The organism is Kosakonia sp. (assembly GCF_032052965.1).
Classification (GTDB): Bacteria; Pseudomonadota; Gammaproteobacteria; order Enterobacterales; family Enterobacteriaceae; genus Kosakonia.
Genome location: NZ_DAMBVN010000012.1, coordinates 1 through 19,840 on the forward strand (window position 1 = coordinate 1; position 19,840 = coordinate 19,840).

The window sequence follows — 19,840 nt, forward strand, 5'->3', positions numbered from 1 at the left end:
AAAAACCAACCGACATTACTAACTGAAGGTTGTATCTAATCCTGGGGGCAGGTCAGTGGGTTTAACTGCTCTGTTAACAATATTTGTTGAGATAATTCTTATAAGGCGTGGTCATTTACATACTATTTAAAGTGAGCGATCTGCGGAATACTATCAAAGAGTTGTCAGTCTCCTTTTTTAAGTAAAAACATTTCTTGTCTATTTTGTCCTGATAGAAAAATGCGCGTAATCTATTTTGCTTTCTACAAAAAAATCATATCAAGTTGCTACATACTCATAAGATGCCTATATCTGGTGGCAATGGTTTGATGGCTTATGGTGAGGTATTAGTGACCGGTAACACAGGAGGGGGTTGTAATGTTAGTGCTCACTAAATGGGGGGACGGGTTGTCGCTTTCTTCGTGCTCAGCTATCTGGTCGCTGTGAGTGGCTCCCTCCGCCCGCTTGTTAACAGCATCAATGTTCCATTTACTGACTTTATAACCAGCCTGGGTTTAGGGGAGATGCGTGATTACTCGGAACGACTGGATAACAATTTAATCCTGTTGTATTTCTTGTTCTCCGCTATCGTCGCTGTTTTACTTATTGCTATTGTTGAATGGTCGATACGGAGGATACGTAAAAGATAATTCCGTTATTCCATTTTCAGCACATAGTAGATGTGGGCGTTCAGTTTTTCACGTGATATGAGTGCTTGGTTGTATAGTTGAACACAGGCTTATCTGTTCCGGGAACCGCGAGTCCTGAGACTTCGGCTCCGACGGCGATCCGTAAAGAAGGCGGGATTTGTCATCCGCCCTGCATTGCTGCTTGCAGATAAGCGCCAAAAAAAAGCCCCGCGAGGTGTGCGGGGCGTATGGCGGATTCAGCTTGCGTTAATCGAGCTTCTGCTCGTAATGGTTCCCGGCGTCAACAACGCGCCATATTTTCCATTTGCCCTCTTCCTTTCGCGTCCATACCTGAAGATGTTTTGCCTTGTTATTTTCAATACCCAGTGAAACGTCCAGTTTCATGCTGTCTCCATCTGGTTTGGCAGGGGAGACATTAAGGCGTGCGATCCATGCCGGGTCATAGTCCTGGCAATAGGTGAAGTAATCTGAGCCCAATAATTCCTGTTCAGGCATGTCATAAATTACGGCCATTCGCGCCAGTAATTTCTTTGATGCCCATTGCTGCATGGTTTTCGTTTTAATCAGTTCATCTGGCGGCGTTTTGCCAAATTCATTCAGGTAATAGGTGTAAAACGCCGTGATCTCTTTCTGCACATCCGTCCCGGTGTTTGCACTTGCAAAAGGAAGGTAAAGCGCCAGCAATAACGAAAGTACGTAACGCATCATTTTTTCCTGTAGATAACATACGGTGGGTGGAATCTGCGATAGCCAGGGCCTGGGTACATGTCCCGTTGTTTAAAATCTGAATACCAGTTTTTGCCGTCGAACATCGTCATATGGCCACTGATATTACCGCCTGGATAAGGCTGAATAACGGCAACATCTCCTTTTTCCGGCGTAGCCGAAGCAGGCAATGCTGTAAATCCTGCTTTTAAGAGCGAGTCACCATAATCTTTGGCATCGCCTGTTCTTATAAGATTAATTCCACCTGCCGATATTGCCTGACGTGTGTAAGTAGCACATTCTGATCGCGATTTAGCTCCGGCATGTTTCACCAGATAAGCCACCGCTGCATCTTTATCCCATGCCATAAACATCCCTCTGGAGAAAAAGAGTAAAACATAAGGTATTACAAAGCGCAGCCATGCTACCGCACGCCAACAGGCTGAAAATGAGAGTAATCTTATTTGGTGGCAAAATATGGCTGCTGTTTTTGGTAGGTTTTTCAGTCACTACGCAAGTTATCGCCGGGAAAGGCCTGCTAGAAAATATAAAAAATAAAGCCCCGCATAATGCGAGGCCTGACGCGTGATGCGGGCAGATCGTTAGCCGTATTTACGGGCAAATTCCTGATCGGAATTGCACAGGTAAATAATAAACTCGATAAAGGCAATGATCGACGGAATAAAGGTCCAGAAGAAGATCAGATAAAGCAGACCCTGGCCAGGTTTTCCTAAGTAAAATTTATGTGCACCGAAACCGCCTAAGAAGAAGGCGAACAATGCGGCCGAAATGCGACTTTTCTTGCCAGCTGCAGCCTGCGGCGCACCGCAGCTCGGGCAGGCCACTGCCTCTTTATGAATTTCCTTTCCGCAACCACGGCAAAATGCCATATCACTCATAAAAAACTCCTGTGTGTAAATCATTTATCATTTTTTGAAACATCGCGTCGTATGTTATAGCGAAGCGGTAACAGGGGGAAATAAAAAATGCATTGGCAACAAAGATAGGTTTGTTTTGCTATAAAGCGCCCATTAATATTGTAGAGGGGTGTTAAAAACGATGAAAGCGCCCAAAAATGATACCGGTGCACGAACTAATGGTTGCCACTCTGGCTGCAAGGGGTAAATGTGAATATCAGCGATGTCGCGAAAAAAACCGGCCTGACCAGTAAAGCGATCCGTTTTTATGAAGAGAAGGGGCTTGTGACGCCGCCGCTACGCAGTGAAAATGGCTATCGCAGTTATACCCAGCAGCACTTGAATGAATTAACCCTGTTACGCCAGGCGCGTCAGGTGGGATTTAACCTTGAGGAGTGCGGTGAGCTGGTGACGTTATTTAACGATCCGGCCCGTCACAGTGCGGATGTGAAGGCGCGAACGTTGCTGAAAGTGGCAGAGATTGAACGACACATTACCGAATTACAACAGATGCGTAGCCAGTTGCTGGCGCTGGCCGATGCCTGCCCCGGCGACGACAGCGCCGAGTGCCCGATTATTGATAATCTTTCCGGCTGTTGCCATCACGCTGTGAAGGGTTGAGCATAAACATTACCGTCCCGCGATACCACGGCGAAGCGGCCAGCCGCCGCGCATCATCGCTGTCCCACTTGCCGTGTTGCACTACCCCGAGTTTAAAGGGTATGCGCAACCCGGCCAGCGCCGGCAAATAGGCCGAATAGTTGTGAACTGTACTGCGTCCCTGATAACTCTGCACCACTAACTCATCCACAGGCAACGTGTTGAGTGTGTTGACACTCCCCGTCCTGGCCCAGTCCAGCAGCCCCGTGATGCTCAGCGCATAGTGTGACGGCAGGCGTTGCCGTAGCCGGCGTAAAAATTGCCCATAGTCGTCGAGTCGGTATGTCGCAGCGTCAAAATCTATCTGCAGACCCACGACCTGGTTTCCGGCCGCGCGCCAGCGTTCCGCCAGCCGGATGATTCGCATCAGCTGTTCATCGGGTACATCCAGCGTGGTAAAGCGAACCGTTAACCAGATCTGCGGAAAAGTCAGGCGATTCACCGGCAAGCCTTTCCGCTCGAACTGAACGTTGCCCTCCAGAAGAATCACATCGCCCTGGTGCAGGTAAACGGTATCGGCATGACGCAATGCCGCGCCAGGACGAACGCCGGACCATAGCCAGTACTGCCCGCCCTCCGCCGTGAAGGCAGAGGAGGGGAGCAGAGAGCAAAGAAACGCGATTACCAGTAATACTTGAGTTCTCTGGCCCATACACTTCCCGGGTAACGGCTCTTGAGCTGCTGGAACCACGCTTTACGCACGGCTTTATCGACGTCTGCACCGCCGCAATCGTTGTAACCCGACGGGGCATAACACATCACGGCACGATACAGCGCATAGCTTTTATCTTCGGGTTCAGCTTTGGGATCGGCTATTACCTGTTGATAGAGGGCAAGACGGTGCGGTACGCCTGGGCGCGCATCAGTGTGGGTTACGACGTCGAGCAGGTCATTGCCGCCACGATCTTTCTCCAGCGTCACCCGGGTTTGCGTGGTGCGGAAAAACTCACCCAGGCAGTTCAGCGCATGGGCATCGTGTGCTTTCTGGCTCAGGGTGGTGACGATTTTGTCCAGCGGAGCGCAGAAATATGCCGTTTCTTTCTCGGTGCCTTGCCAGTTAAACGAGGTTAAATTCACATCATCAAAGGCTTCTTCAGCCAGCGGCGGGGCAATTGCCGTGGTCAGCGACATATCCTGCAGCCAGTCACCGTAGTGCCCTTCGGTCAGATCACGCGTCAGTAATGTGTGCAGCGCAATCGTGCGTTCTTCTTTGTTCGGGCCTTGTTTCGCCTGCTGACGCAGGACCTCCCGCGAGGCTTTGGTTTTCAACACCAGCGAGCGATAACGCAGATTGGTTATCTGGCTGTCGGCGGCAAAAATTTGTACCAGTGCATCACTTTCTACCAGAGTAGCCGCCAGTTTGGCCTGAAGGAGTTGTTGCTGCTCAACCTCTTTACTCAGCGTGAGCAGGTGCAGCCAGTGCTGCTGCGCGGCGGGCCACTGTTTTTGCGCCATCAGCGCATCGCCATAGAGCGTCTGCTCGCTAAACGCGAGAATATTATGCGGTGGCAAGGTTTGCGCCGGGGTAATGCCGCTTTGTACGCTGGCGTACTCTTTTTTACTCCATGCCAGCATCAGGCGCAGATAATTCCACATATCCTCACGTTTGTTTTTCACAAAATCGCTTTTCAGGCTGTCGAGCCATGCCTGATCGACGCAGTGATGCTCGCCATCACATTTGTTATCACGCATCAGGCGCAACGTCTCAATAAACGTCATCAGTGAGGCATCTGGCGCATTCAGGAAGGTATCGCTGCCCCAGGTGATATCCTGGCTAATTAATTTATTGTCGCTTTCACCGATCAGCGCGACCAGCGCATCGGCGTTGCTGCTCTGCGACAGCGCCTGTTCATAGAGTTTCGCCAGCGCATTGTTATCCTGCAAATACCAGTTGATACGCCGCAGCATTCCCTGCGCTGAGTCTGCATAAGCGCCCTGCGGCCAGCTTTTCAGATAACTTTCCGCCGCGTCCCGCGCCTGCTGTGCGAGGGCTTTATCCACTTTGCGCACATCAAAGTCGCCGTATTCGCCGTTAGCATTCTCGGTGCTGGCGTTGAGGGCGTTACGCATCAACATATAGCTTGCTGTCTCGGCAAGCCACGGTTGAGGGTGAGTTTTCAGGGCGGTAAAAATGCGCCCGGATTCGGCATAATCCCCGGCGTAAAAATCATTTGCGCCTTGCAGATACAAACGGAATCCCTGGGCCGTCGAGCCCTCCGGGACGTTCAGTGCCGCGACGGCCTGCTCGCTGTCGGAGGTACCATTCACTGCCATCCGTGCTTTAGCCAGTGCCCGGCGTTGATCCGCTGTTAGCGAGTCGTCTGCCAGCATGGCGGCGAAAAAAGCTGACAGCGAGTCGTCATTGCGCGAGACAAAACGGTTCTCCAGATCTTCCTGTTGCACCGCCGCGTTGCTGGCATCCTGCAGGTCTGCGCCTTGCGCCGTCATGCGCTGCAGCACCGCATCGGTGGCAGCTTCAGGATCCAGGCCGAGTGCGATCATCTGTTGGTGCAGTGTATCTTCCACAAGTGGGGTGGGCGCGGTTTCTGGCGGTGGGCTGGTCGGGTTAGCCATATGCACGCCGAAATAAAAGTCGCGGCTGCGGGTAATATCTGGCGGCACTGGCTGACGCAGCGGCGAGATCCCTTTCTGCTCATCAATAAGCCGGAGCAGGTTATCGCGTGTATCGGTTTCAATGGCCAGAACCGGCGGGCTGACAACAAAGCAGCCCGCGCGGCCCCACGGGCAGTCATCCATATCAAATGAGGCCAGCGCAGGGGCGCTGAAGGCAAAAGCCAGGCATACACCCGGCACAAGAGGGCTTTTTAGCACGATCGCTCCCGTGATCTTAGAGTTGTGTTATTTGCTAATGGCTTTGATATGCAATGTGATGCCTTCCACGGCGATCACTTCGACACGGGTGCCTGCTGGTAAATCTGTTCCGGCGCTCACAGGCCATGAGCTATCGCCGACACGCATATGGCCCCGACCGTTTATTAGTGCGGTATCGAGCTGAAAACGGCGGCCCATCAACTGTTGCCCACGCAGGTTAAGCGACGCGTCTGCAGGTTTTTGTTGCTTAACGCGGTGCGAAAGCCATTGCCACCATAGCCAGGCGGCAAGCATGGTTAATATTGCGAACAGGACGCCTTGCCACTCCCAGCCGAAAGGGATTACCCAGGCGACTAAGCCAGTGAGCACCGCCGCGACGCCGCTCCACAGCAAATAGCCATTGCCACCCAGCATCTCGGCGGCGAGCAACAACCCGCCCAGCGTGAGCCAGGCAAGGTGCGTATGTTCAAGCAGCAACGCGGCTATCATTTTTTACGCTCGCTGGCGCTGTCTTTGACCAGTTCGGCGATCCCGGCAATGGAGCCCATCAGGCTGCTGGCATCCAGCGGCATCATCACCACTTTGCTGTTGTTCGCAGAACCAATTTGTTGGAGCGCTTCAGTATATTTTTGCGCGACAAAGTAGTTCACCGCCTGGATATCACCGGCAGCGATGGCTTCAGACACCATTTGCGTGGCGCGGGCTTCGGCCTCAGCCGAACGTTCGCGGGCTTCAGCCTGCAGGAATGCCGACTGGCGATCGCCTTCCGCTTTGAGGATCTGCGACTGTTTTTCCCCTTCCGCTTTCAGGATCTCCGCCTGGCGCACCCCTTCCGCTTCGAGGATGTAAGCGCGTTTCGTACGTTCCGCTTTCATTTGCGCATTCATGGAAGCAATCAGTTCCGCGGGCGGGCGCACATCGCGAATTTCAATACGGGTGACTTTTACGCCCCACGGATTGGTGGCTTCGTCGACGATATGCAGCAGGCGGGTATTAATGCTGTCGCGCTGGGAAAGCATTTCATCCAGCTCCATGGAACCCAGTACGGTACGGATGTTGGTCATGGTCAGGTTAATGATCGCCAGCTCCAGATTGCTCACCTCATAGGCGGCGCGGGGGGCATCAATAACCTGGATAAAACAGACCGCGTCGATGGTGACGTTGGCGTTGTCTTTTGAGATGATTTCCTGAGAGGGAATATCGAGAACTTGTTCCATCATATTGATCTTACGACCAATACGATCCATAAACGGCACTACAAGGCTAAGGCCCGGTTGCAGCGTGCGGGTGAAGCGACCAAAGCGTTCCACGGTCCACTGGAAGCCCTGAGGGACAATTTTTACGCCAGAGATGACCACCACCAGCGCGACGAAGATAAGAACGAGAATGACGATTGGCATCAAAAAAACCTCCTGTTTAATTTGATGCCATCTTAGCCGGAATTGGCGATCAAAGCAGCATGATCGCCAAATTTTGCCGCGGAATTAATACAACAGGGAGTAAAGCTGGCGGCGGTATTTCGAGGCTAACGCATCGCCCGTGCCCAGCGCAGCCAGGATTTCCTGTAACATCTTGCGCGCTTCGCCGTTCGCGGCGGAAAGATCTTTGCGCAAATGACTGAACAGCAACTCAAGCGCCTCTTCGTTGCGGCCAACCTGATGTAATTGCAGCGCCAGTTGCGTCGCCAGCAGCGCATCGTCCGGATTCTCAGCGACCTGCTTCTGCAACTGTTGGATTTCCGGCGTATCGGCGGCTTTCTTCAACAGTTCTATCTGCGCGATCAGCCCCTGATAGCGGGTGTCCTGATCCTGCAATGGCACGGTTTTCAGTACCGTTTCGGCTTCATCCGCGCGGTGAAGAATAATCAGGGTTTCGGCCAACAGCAGGCCGATTTCACTGCTCTGTTGCGAAAGCTGCCATGCTTCTTTCAGTAACGGCAGCGCCTCGGTGTGCTTGCCTTCCTGCATCAGCAGCATCGCCTGTTGGGCTTTCAGCTCTTCTTCCCGCGGCAACACTTTGTCCAGCAGGGCGCGGATAGCTTCTTCAGGCTGCGGCCCCTGGAACCCGTCTACCGGCTGCCCGTTCTGGAACAGATAAACGGTCGGGATCGCGCGCAGGCCAAACTGCGAGGCCACCATCTGTTCAGCGTCGCAATCCACTTTCGCCAGAATAAATTGCCCGTTGTACTGTGCGGCCAGATTTTCCAGCACCGGCGTCAGTTGCTGGCAATGCTGGCTACGATCGGACCAGAAATAGAACAACACTGGCGTGGCGACGGACTGCTCCAGAACCTGTTGCAGATTGGCTTCGGTAATATTGACGATATTCTGTGCGGACATGTGCAATTCTCTGTTTTTACTGTTTAGTACTACATGGGGACAGGCGCCTGGCCTTCAACTCACCCGTGTAAAATTTTATCCATCGCGCGCCCTGGCAGCAGGCGTTTTAGTACGCACACCGCCCAGGTGACCAGCGTCACCGGATAGCGCATTTTGGGATGATTGCTCTCAAAAGCATGGCGTACTTTCGCGACCACCGCCTCCGGGCCGAGGGTAAATCGCGCGGCAATGCCGGGATTTTCTACCGGCTTATCGCTCTGTGTCTGGTTGACGTTATCCGTAAAGCGGGTGCGGATGGGACCAGGTTCAATCAGGCTCACCTTAATGCCAGTATGGCGCAGCTCCATACGCAGAGCGTCGGACCAGGCTTCCAGCGCATATTTACTGGCAGCATATGCGCCGCGCCCCGGCGTAGAGATTAAGCCCATTACCGATGAGGTCATGACGATTCGCCCTTCGCCGTGCGGTAACATCGCGGGCAATAAACGCAGGGTTAACTGATGCGTGCCGAAAAAGTTGCTGGAAAATTGCTGTTCCATTTGCGCCCGGCTGATGGTCGACAGGGGGCCATAGACGCCGTAACCGGCATTATTAAAAATGCCATAGAGGCGATTTCCGGTCTGGGCGATCACTTCATCCGCCGCCCGCTCAACGCTTTGCGCATCGTCGAGATCCAGCAAAATGCCGGTAAAGCCTTCCCGATCCATACGCGCCACATCATCCGGCTTGCGGCAGGCCGCCAGGATGTGAAAGCCCTGGCGTTTCAACTCGCGTGCGCTTTCCAGGCCGATACCGCTGGAACATCCTGTTATTAAGATCGTTTTTTGCATAACTTTACCTGGAGGCATCCCTGATTGGTCAGGAGTCGTGGTTAACTAAAGGAGCCAGTCGCGTTGCCATCCAGTCGGCAATAAACGGCTGGGCATCGCGGTTTGGGTGAATGCCATCATCCTGCATCCATTGCGATTTCTGATAGACCTCTTCCATAAAAAAGGGCAGCAGAGGGACTTTCAACTCGTTGGCAAGCTTAGGATAAATGGCGCCGAACGCTTCATTATAGCGACGACCGTAGTTGGCGGGCAGCCGAATTTGCATCAGCAGCGGTTCGGCGTTGGCGGCTTTAATTGTTTGAATCACCTGGCGCAGCGTCTGCTCTGTCTGCTGCGGCGCAAAACCACGCAGGCCGTCGTTGCCGCCCAGTTCCACCAGCACCCAGCGCGGTTGATGCTCCTTCAGCAGCGCGGGCAAGCGTGCTAAACCCTGCTGCGCGGTGTCTCCGCTGATGCTGGCATTAACCACCGTCGGTTTTTGCTGCCATTTATCGTTGAGCAGCGCGGGCCATGCGGCGTTGGCTGCCATGCGGTAACCGGCACTCAGACTGTCGCCAAGAATTAATAACGTGTCTGCTGCGGCGGCGCGGAACGTGAACAAAAGCAAAAACAGGAAGGGCAAATGCCAGCGGAAAACATTGTTGAAGTTCATCATCTTAAGAAGTCCGTCGGTCAGGGGGAGCATGAACTCTCCATCCTTACCGGAGTTGAGCTTGTTGTCAAACCAGCCGAAACTCTCGCCCTGATTGGCGAATCCGGTTCCGGGAAGTCGACATTGCTGGCGATCCTCGCCGGGCTGGATGACGGCAGCAGCGGCGAAGTCAATCTGCTGGGTAAACCGCTGCATGCAATGGATGAAGAAGCACGCGCACAACTGCGGGCGCAAAATATCGGCTTTGTTTTTCAATCTTTCATGCTGATTCCGACACTTAATGCGCTGGAAAACGTTGAATTACCGGCGCTGTTACGCGGCGAAAACAGCGGCGCAAGCCGTAACAGCGCCAAAGCCCTGCTGGAAGAGCTGGGACTGGGTAAACGTCTTGATCATCTGCCAGCTCAGCTTTCCGGCGGTGAACAGCAACGTGTGGCGCTGGCGCGGGCTTTCAATGGGCGGCCTGCAGTGCTGTTTGCCGATGAGCCTACGGGTAACCTCGATCGGCAAACCGGGGATAAAATCGCCGACTTACTCTTCTCCATGAACCAACAATTTGGCACAACGCTGCTGCTGGTCACGCACGATCCGCAACTGGCGGCGCGTTGCGATCGGCGTTTACGCCTGGTTAACGGTGTTCTGCAGGAGGAAGCATGATCGCCCGCTGGTTCTGGCGTGAATGGCGATCGCCATCGCTGTTGATCGTCTGGCTGGCGCTGACGCTTGCCGTGGCCTGCGTACTGGCGCTGGGGAATATCAGCGATCGTATGGAAAAAGGGCTGAGCCAGCAGAGCCGTGAATTTATGGCTGGTGATCGGGCATTACGCAGCAGTCGCGAGGTACCCCAGGCCTGGCTTGATGAGGCACGAAAAAACGGCCTTACCGTCAGCGAACAGATCAGTTTCAACACCATGACCTTTGCTGGCGACACGCCGCAACTGGCCAATGTGAAAGCCGTGGATGATATCTACCCGATGTACGGCGCGTTGCAAACCCGCCCGGCGGGCCTGAAGCCACAAGCGGGCACGGTGCTCCTGGCGCCAAGGTTAATGGCACTGCTGGATCTGAAAACTGGCGACACCCTGGAAGTGGGAGACACGACGCTGCGGATTGCCGGGGAAGTGCTGCAGGAGCCAGACTCGGGGTTTAATCCGTTCCAAATGGCGCCACGGTTGTTGATGAACACCGCAGATGTGGCCAGAACAGGTGCGATACAGCCAGGAAGCCGTGTGAGCTGGCGGGTAAAATTTGGCGGTACGCCTGCGCAACTGGCTATGTATGAAAAATGGCTGTTGCCGCAGCTGACGCCGGAACAGCGCTGGTATGGGCTGGAGCAGGATGACGGTGCGCTGGGAAAATCGCTGCAACGTTCACAGCAGTTCTTGCTGTTGTCGGCGCTGTTAACGCTGCTGCTGGCAGTGGCGGCGGTCGCTGTTGCAATGGGGCATTACTGTCGCAGTCGTTACGATCTGGTGGCGGTACTCAAAACGTTGGGAGCCGGGCGTGCGCAACTGCGTAAGCTGATTGTCGGGCAGTGGCTGATGGTGCTGGCGCTGGCGGCGTTAGCCGGCGGGGCAACCGGGTTGCTGTTTGAATACGCCTTAATGTTGTTACTCAAACCCGTGCTACCTGCTGCGCTGCCGCCCGCCAGCCTGTGGCCATGGTTGTGGGCGATAGGCGCGATGGTAGTGATTTCACTGCTGGTGGGGTTACGTCCATACCGTTTACTGCTGGCGACCCAGCCGCTTCGCGTACTGCGCCGGGATGTGGTGGCGAATGTCTGGCCGCTGAAATATTACGTGCCGGTGATCGGTGCGGTAGCTGTTTCGCTGCTTGCCTGGCTGATGGGCGGCAGCATGCTGCTGTGGTCGGTGCTGGCTGGCGCCGTCGTGCTGGCATTGCTGTGCGGCGGACTCGGCTGGCTGCTGCTCGTTGTGCTAAAACGGCTAACGCTAAAAGCATTGCCGCTGCGGCTTGCCGTTAACCGATTGCTGCGCCAGCCGTGGTCGACCTTAAGCCAGCTTTCGGCCTTCTCACTCTCCTTTATGCTACTGGCGATGTTGCTGGTGCTGCGCGGTGATTTACTGGATCGCTGGCAGCAACAGTTACCACCAGAAAGCCCGAACTATTTTCTGATCAATATTGCGCCAGAACAGGTTACGCCAGTGAAGGCATTTCTTGCCCAACATCAGGTGAACCCGGAGGCGTTCTATCCGATAGTGCGCGCCAGGCTGACGCAAATGAACGGTCAGTCGACGGAGGGCAACGCCGATGAAGCGCTGAACCGCGAACTGAACCTGACCTGGCAGTTACAACGCCCGGATCATAACCCGATCACAGCGGGGAGCTGGCCGCCGAAACGTGGTGAGGTCTCAGTGGAAGAGGGGCTGGCGAAACGGCTGGGGCTAAAGCTGGGCGATAGCGTCACGTTCAGGGGCGACACCCAGGATTTTAGCGCCACAATCAGCAGCCTGCGCAAGGTGGACTGGGAAAGCCTGCGGCCCAACTTCTTTTTTATTTTCCCGCAGGGCGCGCTGGATGGGCAGCCGCAAAGCTGGCTGACCAGTTTCCGTTGGCAGAATGGCAACGGCATGTTAACGCAGCTCAACCGTGCCTTTCCGACGGTCAGTCTGCTGGATATTGGTGCGATTTTAAATCAGGTTGGCCAGGTGCTGGAACAGGTCAGCCGGGCGTTAGAGGTGATGGTTGTGCTGGTCACGGCCTGTGGCGTACTGCTGCTACTGGCGCAGGTCCAGGTTGGCATGCGCCAGCGACATCAGGAACTGGTCGTCTGGCGCACGTTAGGGGCGGGCAAGCGGCTGTTGCGCACAACACTTTGGTGTGAATTCGCGTTGTTGGGGTTGGTGTCCGGCCTGGTGGCGGCCATCGGTGCCGAGACGGCGCTGGCCGTGCTGCAGACCCGGGTGTTTGACTTCCCATGGGAGCCTGACTGGCGGCTATGGCTAACGCTGCCATTATGCGGCGCCCTGTTGCTCTCTTTCTGTGGTGTGTGGCTGGGCAGCCGTTTGCTTAAAGGAAAAGCGCTGTTCCGTCAATTTGGTCATTAACCTTTTCATCAATATTTGCTCAACGAAACGCACGCCGATGATTCCATTGGTGTGCGTTTATTTCAAAGTGTAAAAGTTCCCCTGGCAGATGTTTAGCAGCACAAAATAACAAAAAATCCCCACAAAACATCGGCTTATAAAAGTTACTATTTGACCGCTAATTGTATTGGCTGTGTCTGTCCATCAAGGAAAAACCCTAATCATGAAAATAAAAACAAGCGCACTGGCGACAGCCATTGGCGCAGCAGTGGCATTGACGTCTTTCGCAACTCAGGCTGAAATCACCGTCCTGAAACAGGACCCGCAGGCAGGTAATCCGTTAAGCCGCCTGAATTTTACCGTTGGCGGTTCTATCCGTCCGCAGTTTGACAATGTCATGGGTGACAAAGATAACAAATCCTACAAACGCAACGGTTATGACGGTGGCACTCGCTTCCGTTTCGCGGCGGATTATTACCTGTTCGATGATATTAGCTGGGTAAGCTACTACGAACTGGGCGTTAACGTTCCGGCGCTGTTTGACTGGGATAGCCACTATGCCGAAGGCGCAAACAATACGACGCGCCGTATGCTGTACACCGGTCTGAAAAGCAAGACCTGGGGTACACTGACCTTTGGTCAGCAGAACAGCGTTTACTACGATGTGGTCGGTGCGAAAACCGATATCTGGGACTACGACATGAAAGCCCAAGCTCCGGGCAACGGCGTGAAAGGTGACTACGACGGTTCTTATCGTTCTCGCAAGATGCTGAAATATAAAAATACATTCGGTGACGTTGATCTCTATGCTTCTTACCTGTTCGCTGACACGGATCTGCTGCTGAGCAACAGCGTGCGTTACAAACGTAATGGCGGCGGTTCATTGGGCGTGGATTACCACCTGGCGAAAGACCTGACCTGGGGCACCGCGTGGAACTACACCAAGGCCAATGTGCGTAACAGCACCAGCGGCGACACCGATTCTTACAGCCAGAATATTTACGGTACCGCGCTGAGCTGGACGCCGGATAACTGGACCTTCTCCTTCGGCGGCGGCTGGTACGAAAACTTCCTGACCACCGGGCAGAAAAATGTTCACGACTACTTTGCAGGCGATGCGTGGGGTATTGAATATTTTGCCGGATACAAAATTCCTGTCGGTCAGTATGCGCTTAAATACGTTCAGCCTTACGTGATGGGCGACCGCCTGAAATACACGACCGGTCGTTACTATCAGCGTATCGACAACGGCCTGGGTGTGACCTTCCAGCTGGATTACGGTTTCCGTGTTGACTACGAACACGTCTTCACCAACAGCACCGATAAGTCACTGGGCGACATGAACATCGTTCGTCTGCGCTACGACTTCTAACCCGGCGCAACGCACTTGCCGGATCGCTTCGTTTAAATCCGGCAATGTTTAGCGATAAAAAGCATAACCAGAGCCAGACAGCCCATCAAACGTGTGGCTTTTCGTTATGCTTCATTGTGTTACCCCGCCAGGATCTCCCCTCCATTCAGTGACATACTTCACGGTAAGTTGAATTTATTTCAATTACCGCCGCGTTGCGTTTATGCCATCTTAGTCGGCAGCCTTCTTCACAGGCTGAAAAGGGAACGCGTCGCATTGCACGCCGCGTCACACAGCAGACCCACTCGTTAGGGAGAATTTATGAGACAGCGTCTCAGCTTGCGCGCCGCCTTCGGCGCAGTACTTCTGGTATGCGGCTTACCGTTTGCTCAGGCCAGTAGCGATCCCCACACCATTGTCTTCGGTGTGGCGCCAGGCCCTTATGGCGACATGGTTAAACAAGCCATTGCCCCCTCGCTGAAAGAGAAAGGCTATAAGGTTGTCGTGCGCGAATTCAGTGACTATGTGCAGCCCAACATGGCGCTGTCGAACGGCAGCATCGATGCCAACCTGTTTCAACACAGCCTTTATTTCGATAAATTCACCGCCGATAAAGGGCTGAAATTAACCAAACTGCTCTCCGTCCCGACGGCGGGAATGGGTTTTTATTCCCACAAAATCAAAAGCCTGGATGAGCTGAAAAAGGGCGACATTGTGACGTTGTCCAACGATCCCACCAACCTTGCGCGTGGGCTGCGTTTCCTGCAAGCGCTCAATCTGATCACCATCAAAGATAATATCGATCCGACGAAAGCGTCCGAGCGCGATATTGCCAGCAACCCGAAGGGGCTGGTGTTTAAACCGCTGGAAGCGGCGCAATTGCCCCGCACGCTGGACAGCGCAACCGCAGCGCTGGTAAACGGCAATTTCGCGATTGCGGCAAGAATGGATCTTAACGCGGCGCTGAAACAAGAGCATCTGGATGAGAACCTGAAAAATATCATCGCGGTGCGCACAGAAGATGCGGAAAAGCCCTTCGCCAAAGATATCATTGAAGTGGTGAAATCCCCGGCTTACCGCGCGGTGATCGACGATCCTAAAAACATCTTTACCGCTTTTCAGAAACCCGACTGGATGACCAACGCTGATAAGAAATAACACGTCACAGGAATGAACAGGCAGGCTGCGGCCTGCCTTTTGCCGTTTGAGGTTTGCATGATCGAAATAGAGAAGGTTTGCGTCGATTTTCCCGCTGGCCGGGGCGCCGCCAGCACTACGCGTGCGGTAGAGGAGGTGACATTACGCATTCGCGCGGGTGAGATCTTTGGCATTGTCGGTACCAGCGGTGCTGGCAAAAGTACGTTGCTGCGTACGCTCAATGCCTTACAGCGCCCAAGCCAGGGCAGTGTAAAAATTAACGGCGTGGCGATTTCCGCCCTCGAAGGGGCGACCCTGCGTCAGGCACGTCAGCGCATTGGTATGATTTTCCAACACTTCAACCTGATGCATACCCGGACTGTAGCGCAGAACGTGGCCTTCAGCCTGAAAGCCGCAGGCTGGGAGCGCAGTAAAATCGCCCCGCGCGTGGCGGAGATCCTCGCGCTGGTAGGGCTGAGCGATAAAGCCAGTCGCTTTCCGGTACAACTGAGCGGCGGGCAAAAGCAGCGGGTGGGTATTGCCCGCGCCATAGCCAATCATCCGGATGTGCTGTTGTGTGATGAGCCGACCTCGGCCCTGGATCTGGAAACATCTGCCACCATTCTGGCCCTGCTCAAGCAGATTAATGCGCAACTGGGGATCACCATCGTGCTGATCACTCACGAGATGAATGTCATCAAATCGATCTGCGATCGGGTGGCCGTCATGTCTGGCGGCAGGGTCGTGGAAGAGGGAGAGGTTTTCGATATCTTCGCTCACCCGCAACATGCCTTTACGCAGCAGTTAGTTTCGCACACGCTGAATCTGACTCTGCCGGAGCGCCTGCAGCAACATTTGCCGGGCCAGTTGCTGAAGATCCTGTTTATTGGCGATTCTGCTGAACAGCCCGTGCTTTCTGACGCGGCGGTCAGGTTTGGCGTCGCGGTGAACATATTGCACGGTAAAATTGAGTACATTGGCGAACGGGCGCTGGGAATATTAGTGGTGCAACTGACCTGTGCTGACAACCCGCAACTTGTCAGTGACGCGGTAGCGTATATTCGCAACCGTACCGCGCAGGTGGAGGTGATCCGTGGATGATTTAATTGCAGACCTGACGCTGGCGTTTGGCGAAACCTTCCAGATGCTGAGTATCTCGACGGTGCTGGCAATCCTTGGCGGCTTGCCGCTGGGGTTTCTGATTTTTGTGACCGACAGGCACCTGTTCTGGCAAAACCGGCTGGTTTATCTGCTGAGTTCAGTGCTGGTGAATGTGATCCGCTCGGTGCCGTTCGTGATCCTGCTGGTGCTGTTGCTGCCCTTAACGCAGTTCCTGCTGGGTAACACCATCGGCCCGATTGCGGCGTCGGTACCGTTATCGGTCGCAGCGATTGCTTTTTATGCCCGACTGGTAGATAGCGCCCTGCGCGAAGTCGACAAGGGAATTATTGAAGCGGCGGAAGCCTTTGGTGCCAGTCCGTTACGCATTATTTGTACGGTGTTATTACCCGAAGCCAGCGCCGGTTTACTGCGCGGCCTGACAATTACGCTGGTCAGCCTGATTGGTTATTCAGCAATGGCGGGGATCGTTGGCGGTGGCGGTGTGGGCGACCTGGCGATCCGCTACGGTTATTACCGCTATGAAACTCAGGTGATGATTGCCACCGTGGTGGCATTAATTGTTCTGGTGCAGGTTGTACAGGTGCTGGGCGACTGGCTGGCAAAACGCGCCGATAAACGCGATCGCCATTAATGCGCAACAAACAAAGCCGCCCACGGGCGGCTTTGTTTTATCCGTCAGGGTTAGCCGCGAGACAGCAGTGACTGCGCCCAGGCTATACCACTGGCGTATTCCGGCGGCAGCAGAGGCACCAGTGCTTCCAGCGTGGCGCTCAGACGATCGGTATCATCATCATTGAGGTTTAAATGGCCGACTTTACGCCCGTCACGCACCTCTTTGTCGTACCAGTGAAGATGCACCAGGGGCAGTTTCAGCCAGTCGTAATTTAAATCGCTACCGATCAGGTTAATCATCACCGACGGGCTATTGACCACGGGCGGGGGCAGTGGCAGATCAACCACTGCACGAAGATGCAGTTCAAACTGGCTGATTGATGCCCCATTTTGGGTCCAGTGGCCGCTATTATGCACGCGCGGTGCCAGCTCATTGATTAACAACCCACCGGGTGTGACAAAACACTCCATTGCCATCACACCCACGTAGTTGAGCTTATGCATGATGGCTGACAACATGCTTTCGGCTTGTTGCTGCTGTTCTGCATTTGGTTTTGGAAACGCGACGCTGGCGCGCAGGATCCCATCCTGATGCAGGTTGTGGGTCAGAGGGTAGAACACTGTGCTGCCATCGTGGCCGCGCGCGCCCACCAGTGAGACTTCGCCAGAAAAATGAATGCCCTGCTCGACAATGCATTCACCGTAGCAGTCGTCTGGCAGCTGTGCCGTTTCTGTTTCACGCAAACGCCACTGGCCGCGACCGTCGTACCCGCCCACGCGACGTTTAACAATCGCCAGTTCGCCCAGGCGCGAGAACACCGCAGGCCATTCGCTTTTGTCAGCCAGTAATTGCCACGGGGCGGTCGCCAGTCCAAGTTCATCGAACAGCTGTTTTTGGGTCAGACGATCGGCAATGATCGGGAACACATCACGGTTAACAAAGGCAGGGTGACGTTCCAGCTCGCGGGTTAATGCGGTTTCTGGCCAGCGCTCAATTTCCGCGGTAATAACGCTGTGCTGAAACGGCACGGCTTGCGGATCGGCGTCCAACCCGACGGGCCAGACGGCAATGCTCAGCGGCTCGCCAGCCTGGCGCAGCATGCGCCCAAGCTGACCATTGCCCAGTACGCAAATCTGTTTCATGCCGCACCTCGTGGGTCCGGGTTATCCAGCACTTCATCAGTCTGCGCCTGACGCCAGTCCGCCAGTCGCTGATGCAGTGCAGCATCATGCTGAGCAAGAATTTGTGCGGCCAGCAGGGCGGCGTTGGCTGCGCCTGCTTTGCCAATAGCCAGCGTGCCGACGGGGATACCGCGCGGCATCTGCACAATAGAGTACAGACTGTCCACGCCGCTTAAGGCCGCGCTTTGTACCGGCACACCCAATACTGGTACCAGTGTTTTTGCCGCGATCATGCCCGGAAGATGCGCAGCCCCGCCTGCGCCGGCAATAATCACCTGATAGCCGTTTTGCTCTGCCTCTTCGGCGAAGCTAAACAGTTTATCCGGGGTGCGGTGTGCAGAGACGATTTCAACATGGTGCGGAACGTGCAGGGAATCGAGGATTTCGGCGGCGAACTGCAGGGTGGCCCAGTCGCTTTTCGAGCCCATAACAATGGCGATGCGCGCCGGTTGGTTGCTTGAAGACATGCGTCTCAAAACTCCTGTGGGTGTGCTTCAGACTACATAAGAGGGCACAGAGAATAGCACGTAAAACGGCCAAGGAAAACGGTTGCGTGGCGATGTAAGCGGCGATCGTCGCGGCAGCGAAAACGTCATCAGAAGGGGAAAGCGATCAGATCTACGTCAGTTTCGCTGACACGCACCATTGAACCTTCGCTGTGCCATGCGCCTAACACGGCACGGTGGGCAGGCGCGTTATTTGCGGTTAGCGTATGGATAGCTGGACGGTGAGTATGCCCGTGAATTAGCCACTGTACGCGGTGTTGCTCCATGGCTGCCACCACCGCTTGCGCGTTGACGTCCATAATCTCAAGTGACTTGCTGCTGTTAGCGGCTTTGCTGCCGGCGCGCATTTTTGCCGCTACGCGGCGACGGATAAACAGCGGTAAAGCGAGAAACAGTGTCTGTAGCCAGGGTTGATGAACTTTAGCCCGAAACGCCTGGTAGCCTTCATCATCAGTGCACAGGGTATCGCCGTGCATAATCAACACGTTACGACCGTACAGGTTGAGTACCTGCTCTTGCGGCAGCAGTTGCATACCACTGGCACGGGCAAAACGTTTACCCAACAGAAAATCACGGTTGCCGTGAATAAAGTAGCAGGGGACACCCGCCTCGACGACGGCGCGGATCGCGGCCGCGACCTGCTTGTGCAGCGGGTTTGGATCGTCATCGCCAATCCAGGCTTCAAACAGATCGCCCAGAATGTAAAGGGCATCTGCCTGGCGCGCTTCGCCCGCTAAAAAACGCAGAAAACCGGCGGTGATCGCCGGTTCTTCTGTTTGCAGATGCAGATCTGCGATAAAGAGTGTCGCCACGATTACTCGCTGACGGTCACGCTTTCGATGATCACGTCTTCTTTCGGAACGTCCTGGTGCATACCGCTGCGGCCAGTGGAGACGCCTTTGATTTTGTCTACCACGTCCATCCCTTCAACCACTTCTGCAAACACGCAGTAACCCCAACCCTGCAGGCTCTCGCCGCTGAAGTTCAGGAAGTCGTTGTCCGCCACGTTGATGAAGAACTGCGCGGTAGCAGAATGCGGAGCCTGGGTGCGCGCCATTGCCAGCGTGCCACGGGTATTTTTCAGACCGTTGTTGGCTTCGTTTTTGATGGGGTCTTTGGTGGTTTTCTGATTCATGCCCGGTTCGAAACCGCCGCCCTGGATCATAAAACCGTTAATTACACGGTGGAAAATGGTGTTGTTGTAGAAGCCTTCACTGCAGTAGTCCAGGAAGTTTTTAACTGTTTCAGGCGCTTTGTCATCAAAGGTTTTGATTACGATATCGCCGTGATTAGTGTGGAAAGTAACCATTATTGCATCC

Annotated in this window: 21 protein-coding genes; 7 read left to right on the forward strand and 14 right to left on the reverse strand. The window is 54.5% G+C overall.

The genetic code is table 11. The features are described 5' to 3' along the window. Nucleotides 1-875: 875 nt before the first annotated feature. The 3 genes from RTX30_RS14810 to RTX30_RS14820 form a co-directional block, all read right to left on the reverse strand. Entirely contained in the window at nucleotides 876-1,337 is a 462-nt protein-coding gene (locus RTX30_RS14810) for a YbjP/YqhG family protein (RefSeq protein ID WP_312690924.1), read from the reverse strand. Beyond that, a complete protein-coding gene (locus RTX30_RS14815; protein ID WP_312690925.1) occupies nucleotides 1,334-1,702 on the reverse strand; it encodes a hypothetical protein in 369 nt (122 codons plus the stop codon). Before RTX30_RS14815 ends, RTX30_RS14810 begins: the two co-directional genes overlap by 4 nt. Before the next feature lie 234 nt (nucleotides 1,703-1,936). Further along, nucleotides 1,937-2,233 (reverse strand): NINE protein, encoded by a 297-nt coding sequence (locus tag RTX30_RS14820; RefSeq protein ID WP_312690926.1) that lies wholly within the window; start codon nucleotides 2,231-2,233, stop codon nucleotides 1,937-1,939. 228 nt (nucleotides 2,234-2,461) lie between these two features. On the opposite strand from RTX30_RS14820, the gene cueR reads away from it, so the two are divergent. Then, nucleotides 2,462-2,872: a Cu(I)-responsive transcriptional regulator gene (gene cueR, locus RTX30_RS14825; RefSeq protein WP_312690927.1), complete on the forward strand. Its 411-nt coding sequence runs from the start codon at nucleotides 2,462-2,464 to the stop codon at nucleotides 2,870-2,872. Here the strand turns inward: cueR and RTX30_RS14830 are convergent. The 7 genes from RTX30_RS14830 to tesA all read right to left on the reverse strand — a co-directional run bounded on the left by RTX30_RS14830 (nucleotide 2,826) and on the right by tesA (nucleotide 9,567). Continuing rightward, nucleotides 2,826-3,563 carry a DUF3142 domain-containing protein gene (locus tag RTX30_RS14830; protein WP_312690928.1) on the reverse strand — a complete coding sequence of 246 codons (738 nt, stop codon included), beginning with the start codon at nucleotides 3,561-3,563 and terminating at the stop codon, nucleotides 2,826-2,828. The genes cueR and RTX30_RS14830 overlap by 47 nt on opposite strands. Then, a complete protein-coding gene (locus RTX30_RS14835) occupies nucleotides 3,533-5,746 on the reverse strand; it encodes a hypothetical protein (RefSeq protein ID WP_409429821.1) in 2,214 nt (737 codons plus the stop codon). The genes RTX30_RS14830 and RTX30_RS14835 overlap by 31 nt, the downstream gene beginning before the upstream one ends. Nucleotides 5,747-5,770: 24 nt before the next feature. Then, nucleotides 5,771-6,232, reverse strand: coding sequence for an NfeD family protein (locus RTX30_RS14840; protein WP_409429820.1), 462 nt, complete (start codon nucleotides 6,230-6,232; stop codon nucleotides 5,771-5,773). Continuing rightward, nucleotides 6,229-7,143: an SPFH domain-containing protein gene (locus tag RTX30_RS14845; protein WP_312690929.1), complete on the reverse strand. Its 915-nt coding sequence runs from the start codon at nucleotides 7,141-7,143 to the stop codon at nucleotides 6,229-6,231. Before RTX30_RS14845 ends, RTX30_RS14840 begins: the two co-directional genes overlap by 4 nt. Nucleotides 7,144-7,227: 84 nt before the next feature. Further along, nucleotides 7,228-8,082 carry a co-chaperone YbbN gene (locus tag RTX30_RS14850; protein WP_312690930.1) on the reverse strand — a complete coding sequence of 285 codons (855 nt, stop codon included), beginning with the start codon at nucleotides 8,080-8,082 and terminating at the stop codon, nucleotides 7,228-7,230. Nucleotides 8,083-8,141: 59 nt separating this feature from the next. Further along, nucleotides 8,142-8,930, reverse strand: coding sequence for an SDR family oxidoreductase (locus tag RTX30_RS14855; protein WP_312690931.1), 789 nt, complete (start codon nucleotides 8,928-8,930; stop codon nucleotides 8,142-8,144). A gap of 10 nt (nucleotides 8,931-8,940) precedes the next feature. Then, nucleotides 8,941-9,567 (reverse strand): multifunctional acyl-CoA thioesterase I/protease I/lysophospholipase L1, encoded by a 627-nt coding sequence (gene tesA, locus RTX30_RS14860; protein WP_312690932.1) that lies wholly within the window; start codon nucleotides 9,565-9,567, stop codon nucleotides 8,941-8,943. Between tesA and ybbA the strand changes: the two genes are divergently transcribed. The 6 genes from ybbA (at nucleotide 9,535) to RTX30_RS14890 (ending at nucleotide 16,852) form a co-directional block, all read left to right on the forward strand. Further along, nucleotides 9,535-10,221, forward strand: coding sequence for a putative ABC transporter ATP-binding protein YbbA (ybbA, locus tag RTX30_RS14865; RefSeq protein WP_312690933.1), 687 nt, complete (start codon nucleotides 9,535-9,537; stop codon nucleotides 10,219-10,221). The genes tesA and ybbA overlap by 33 nt on opposite strands. After that, nucleotides 10,218-12,632 carry a putative ABC transporter permease subunit YbbP gene (ybbP, locus tag RTX30_RS14870; protein WP_312690934.1) on the forward strand — a complete coding sequence of 805 codons (2,415 nt, stop codon included), beginning with the start codon at nucleotides 10,218-10,220 and terminating at the stop codon, nucleotides 12,630-12,632. The genes ybbA and ybbP overlap by 4 nt, the downstream gene beginning before the upstream one ends. Before the next feature lie 202 nt (nucleotides 12,633-12,834). Next, on the forward strand, nucleotides 12,835-13,983 hold the full coding sequence (locus tag RTX30_RS14875; protein ID WP_312690935.1) for an autotransporter domain-containing protein: 1,149 nt from the start codon (nucleotides 12,835-12,837) through the stop codon (nucleotides 13,981-13,983). A 300-nt stretch (nucleotides 13,984-14,283) separates the two neighbouring features. Next, a complete protein-coding gene (locus RTX30_RS14880; RefSeq protein WP_312690936.1) occupies nucleotides 14,284-15,120 on the forward strand; it encodes a MetQ/NlpA family ABC transporter substrate-binding protein in 837 nt (278 codons plus the stop codon). Between the two features lie 57 nt (nucleotides 15,121-15,177). Further along, entirely contained in the window at nucleotides 15,178-16,200 is a 1,023-nt protein-coding gene (gene sfbB, locus RTX30_RS14885) for a virulence-associated ABC transporter ATP-binding protein SfbB (protein WP_312690937.1), read from the forward strand. Next, nucleotides 16,193-16,852 carry a methionine ABC transporter permease gene (locus RTX30_RS14890; protein ID WP_312690938.1) on the forward strand — a complete coding sequence of 220 codons (660 nt, stop codon included), beginning with the start codon at nucleotides 16,193-16,195 and terminating at the stop codon, nucleotides 16,850-16,852. Before sfbB ends, RTX30_RS14890 begins: the two co-directional genes overlap by 8 nt. A gap of 50 nt (nucleotides 16,853-16,902) precedes the next feature. Here RTX30_RS14890 and purK read toward each other — a convergent pair whose 3' ends face one another. The 4 genes from purK to ppiB form a co-directional block, all read right to left on the reverse strand. Continuing rightward, entirely contained in the window at nucleotides 16,903-17,976 is a 1,074-nt protein-coding gene (purK, locus tag RTX30_RS14895) for a 5-(carboxyamino)imidazole ribonucleotide synthase (RefSeq protein WP_312690939.1), read from the reverse strand. After that, nucleotides 17,973-18,482: a 5-(carboxyamino)imidazole ribonucleotide mutase gene (purE, locus tag RTX30_RS14900; protein ID WP_312690940.1), complete on the reverse strand. Its 510-nt coding sequence runs from the start codon at nucleotides 18,480-18,482 to the stop codon at nucleotides 17,973-17,975. The genes purK and purE overlap by 4 nt, the downstream gene beginning before the upstream one ends. A 128-nt stretch (nucleotides 18,483-18,610) precedes the next feature. Continuing rightward, on the reverse strand, nucleotides 18,611-19,333 hold the full coding sequence (lpxH, locus tag RTX30_RS14905; RefSeq protein ID WP_312690941.1) for a UDP-2,3-diacylglucosamine diphosphatase: 723 nt from the start codon (nucleotides 19,331-19,333) through the stop codon (nucleotides 18,611-18,613). Nucleotides 19,334-19,335: 2 nt separating this feature from the next. Continuing rightward, complete coding sequence (gene ppiB / locus RTX30_RS14910) at nucleotides 19,336-19,830, reverse strand: peptidylprolyl isomerase B (RefSeq protein ID WP_312690942.1); 495 nt, start codon at nucleotides 19,828-19,830, stop codon at nucleotides 19,336-19,338. Between the last annotated feature and the right edge of the window lie 10 nt (nucleotides 19,831-19,840).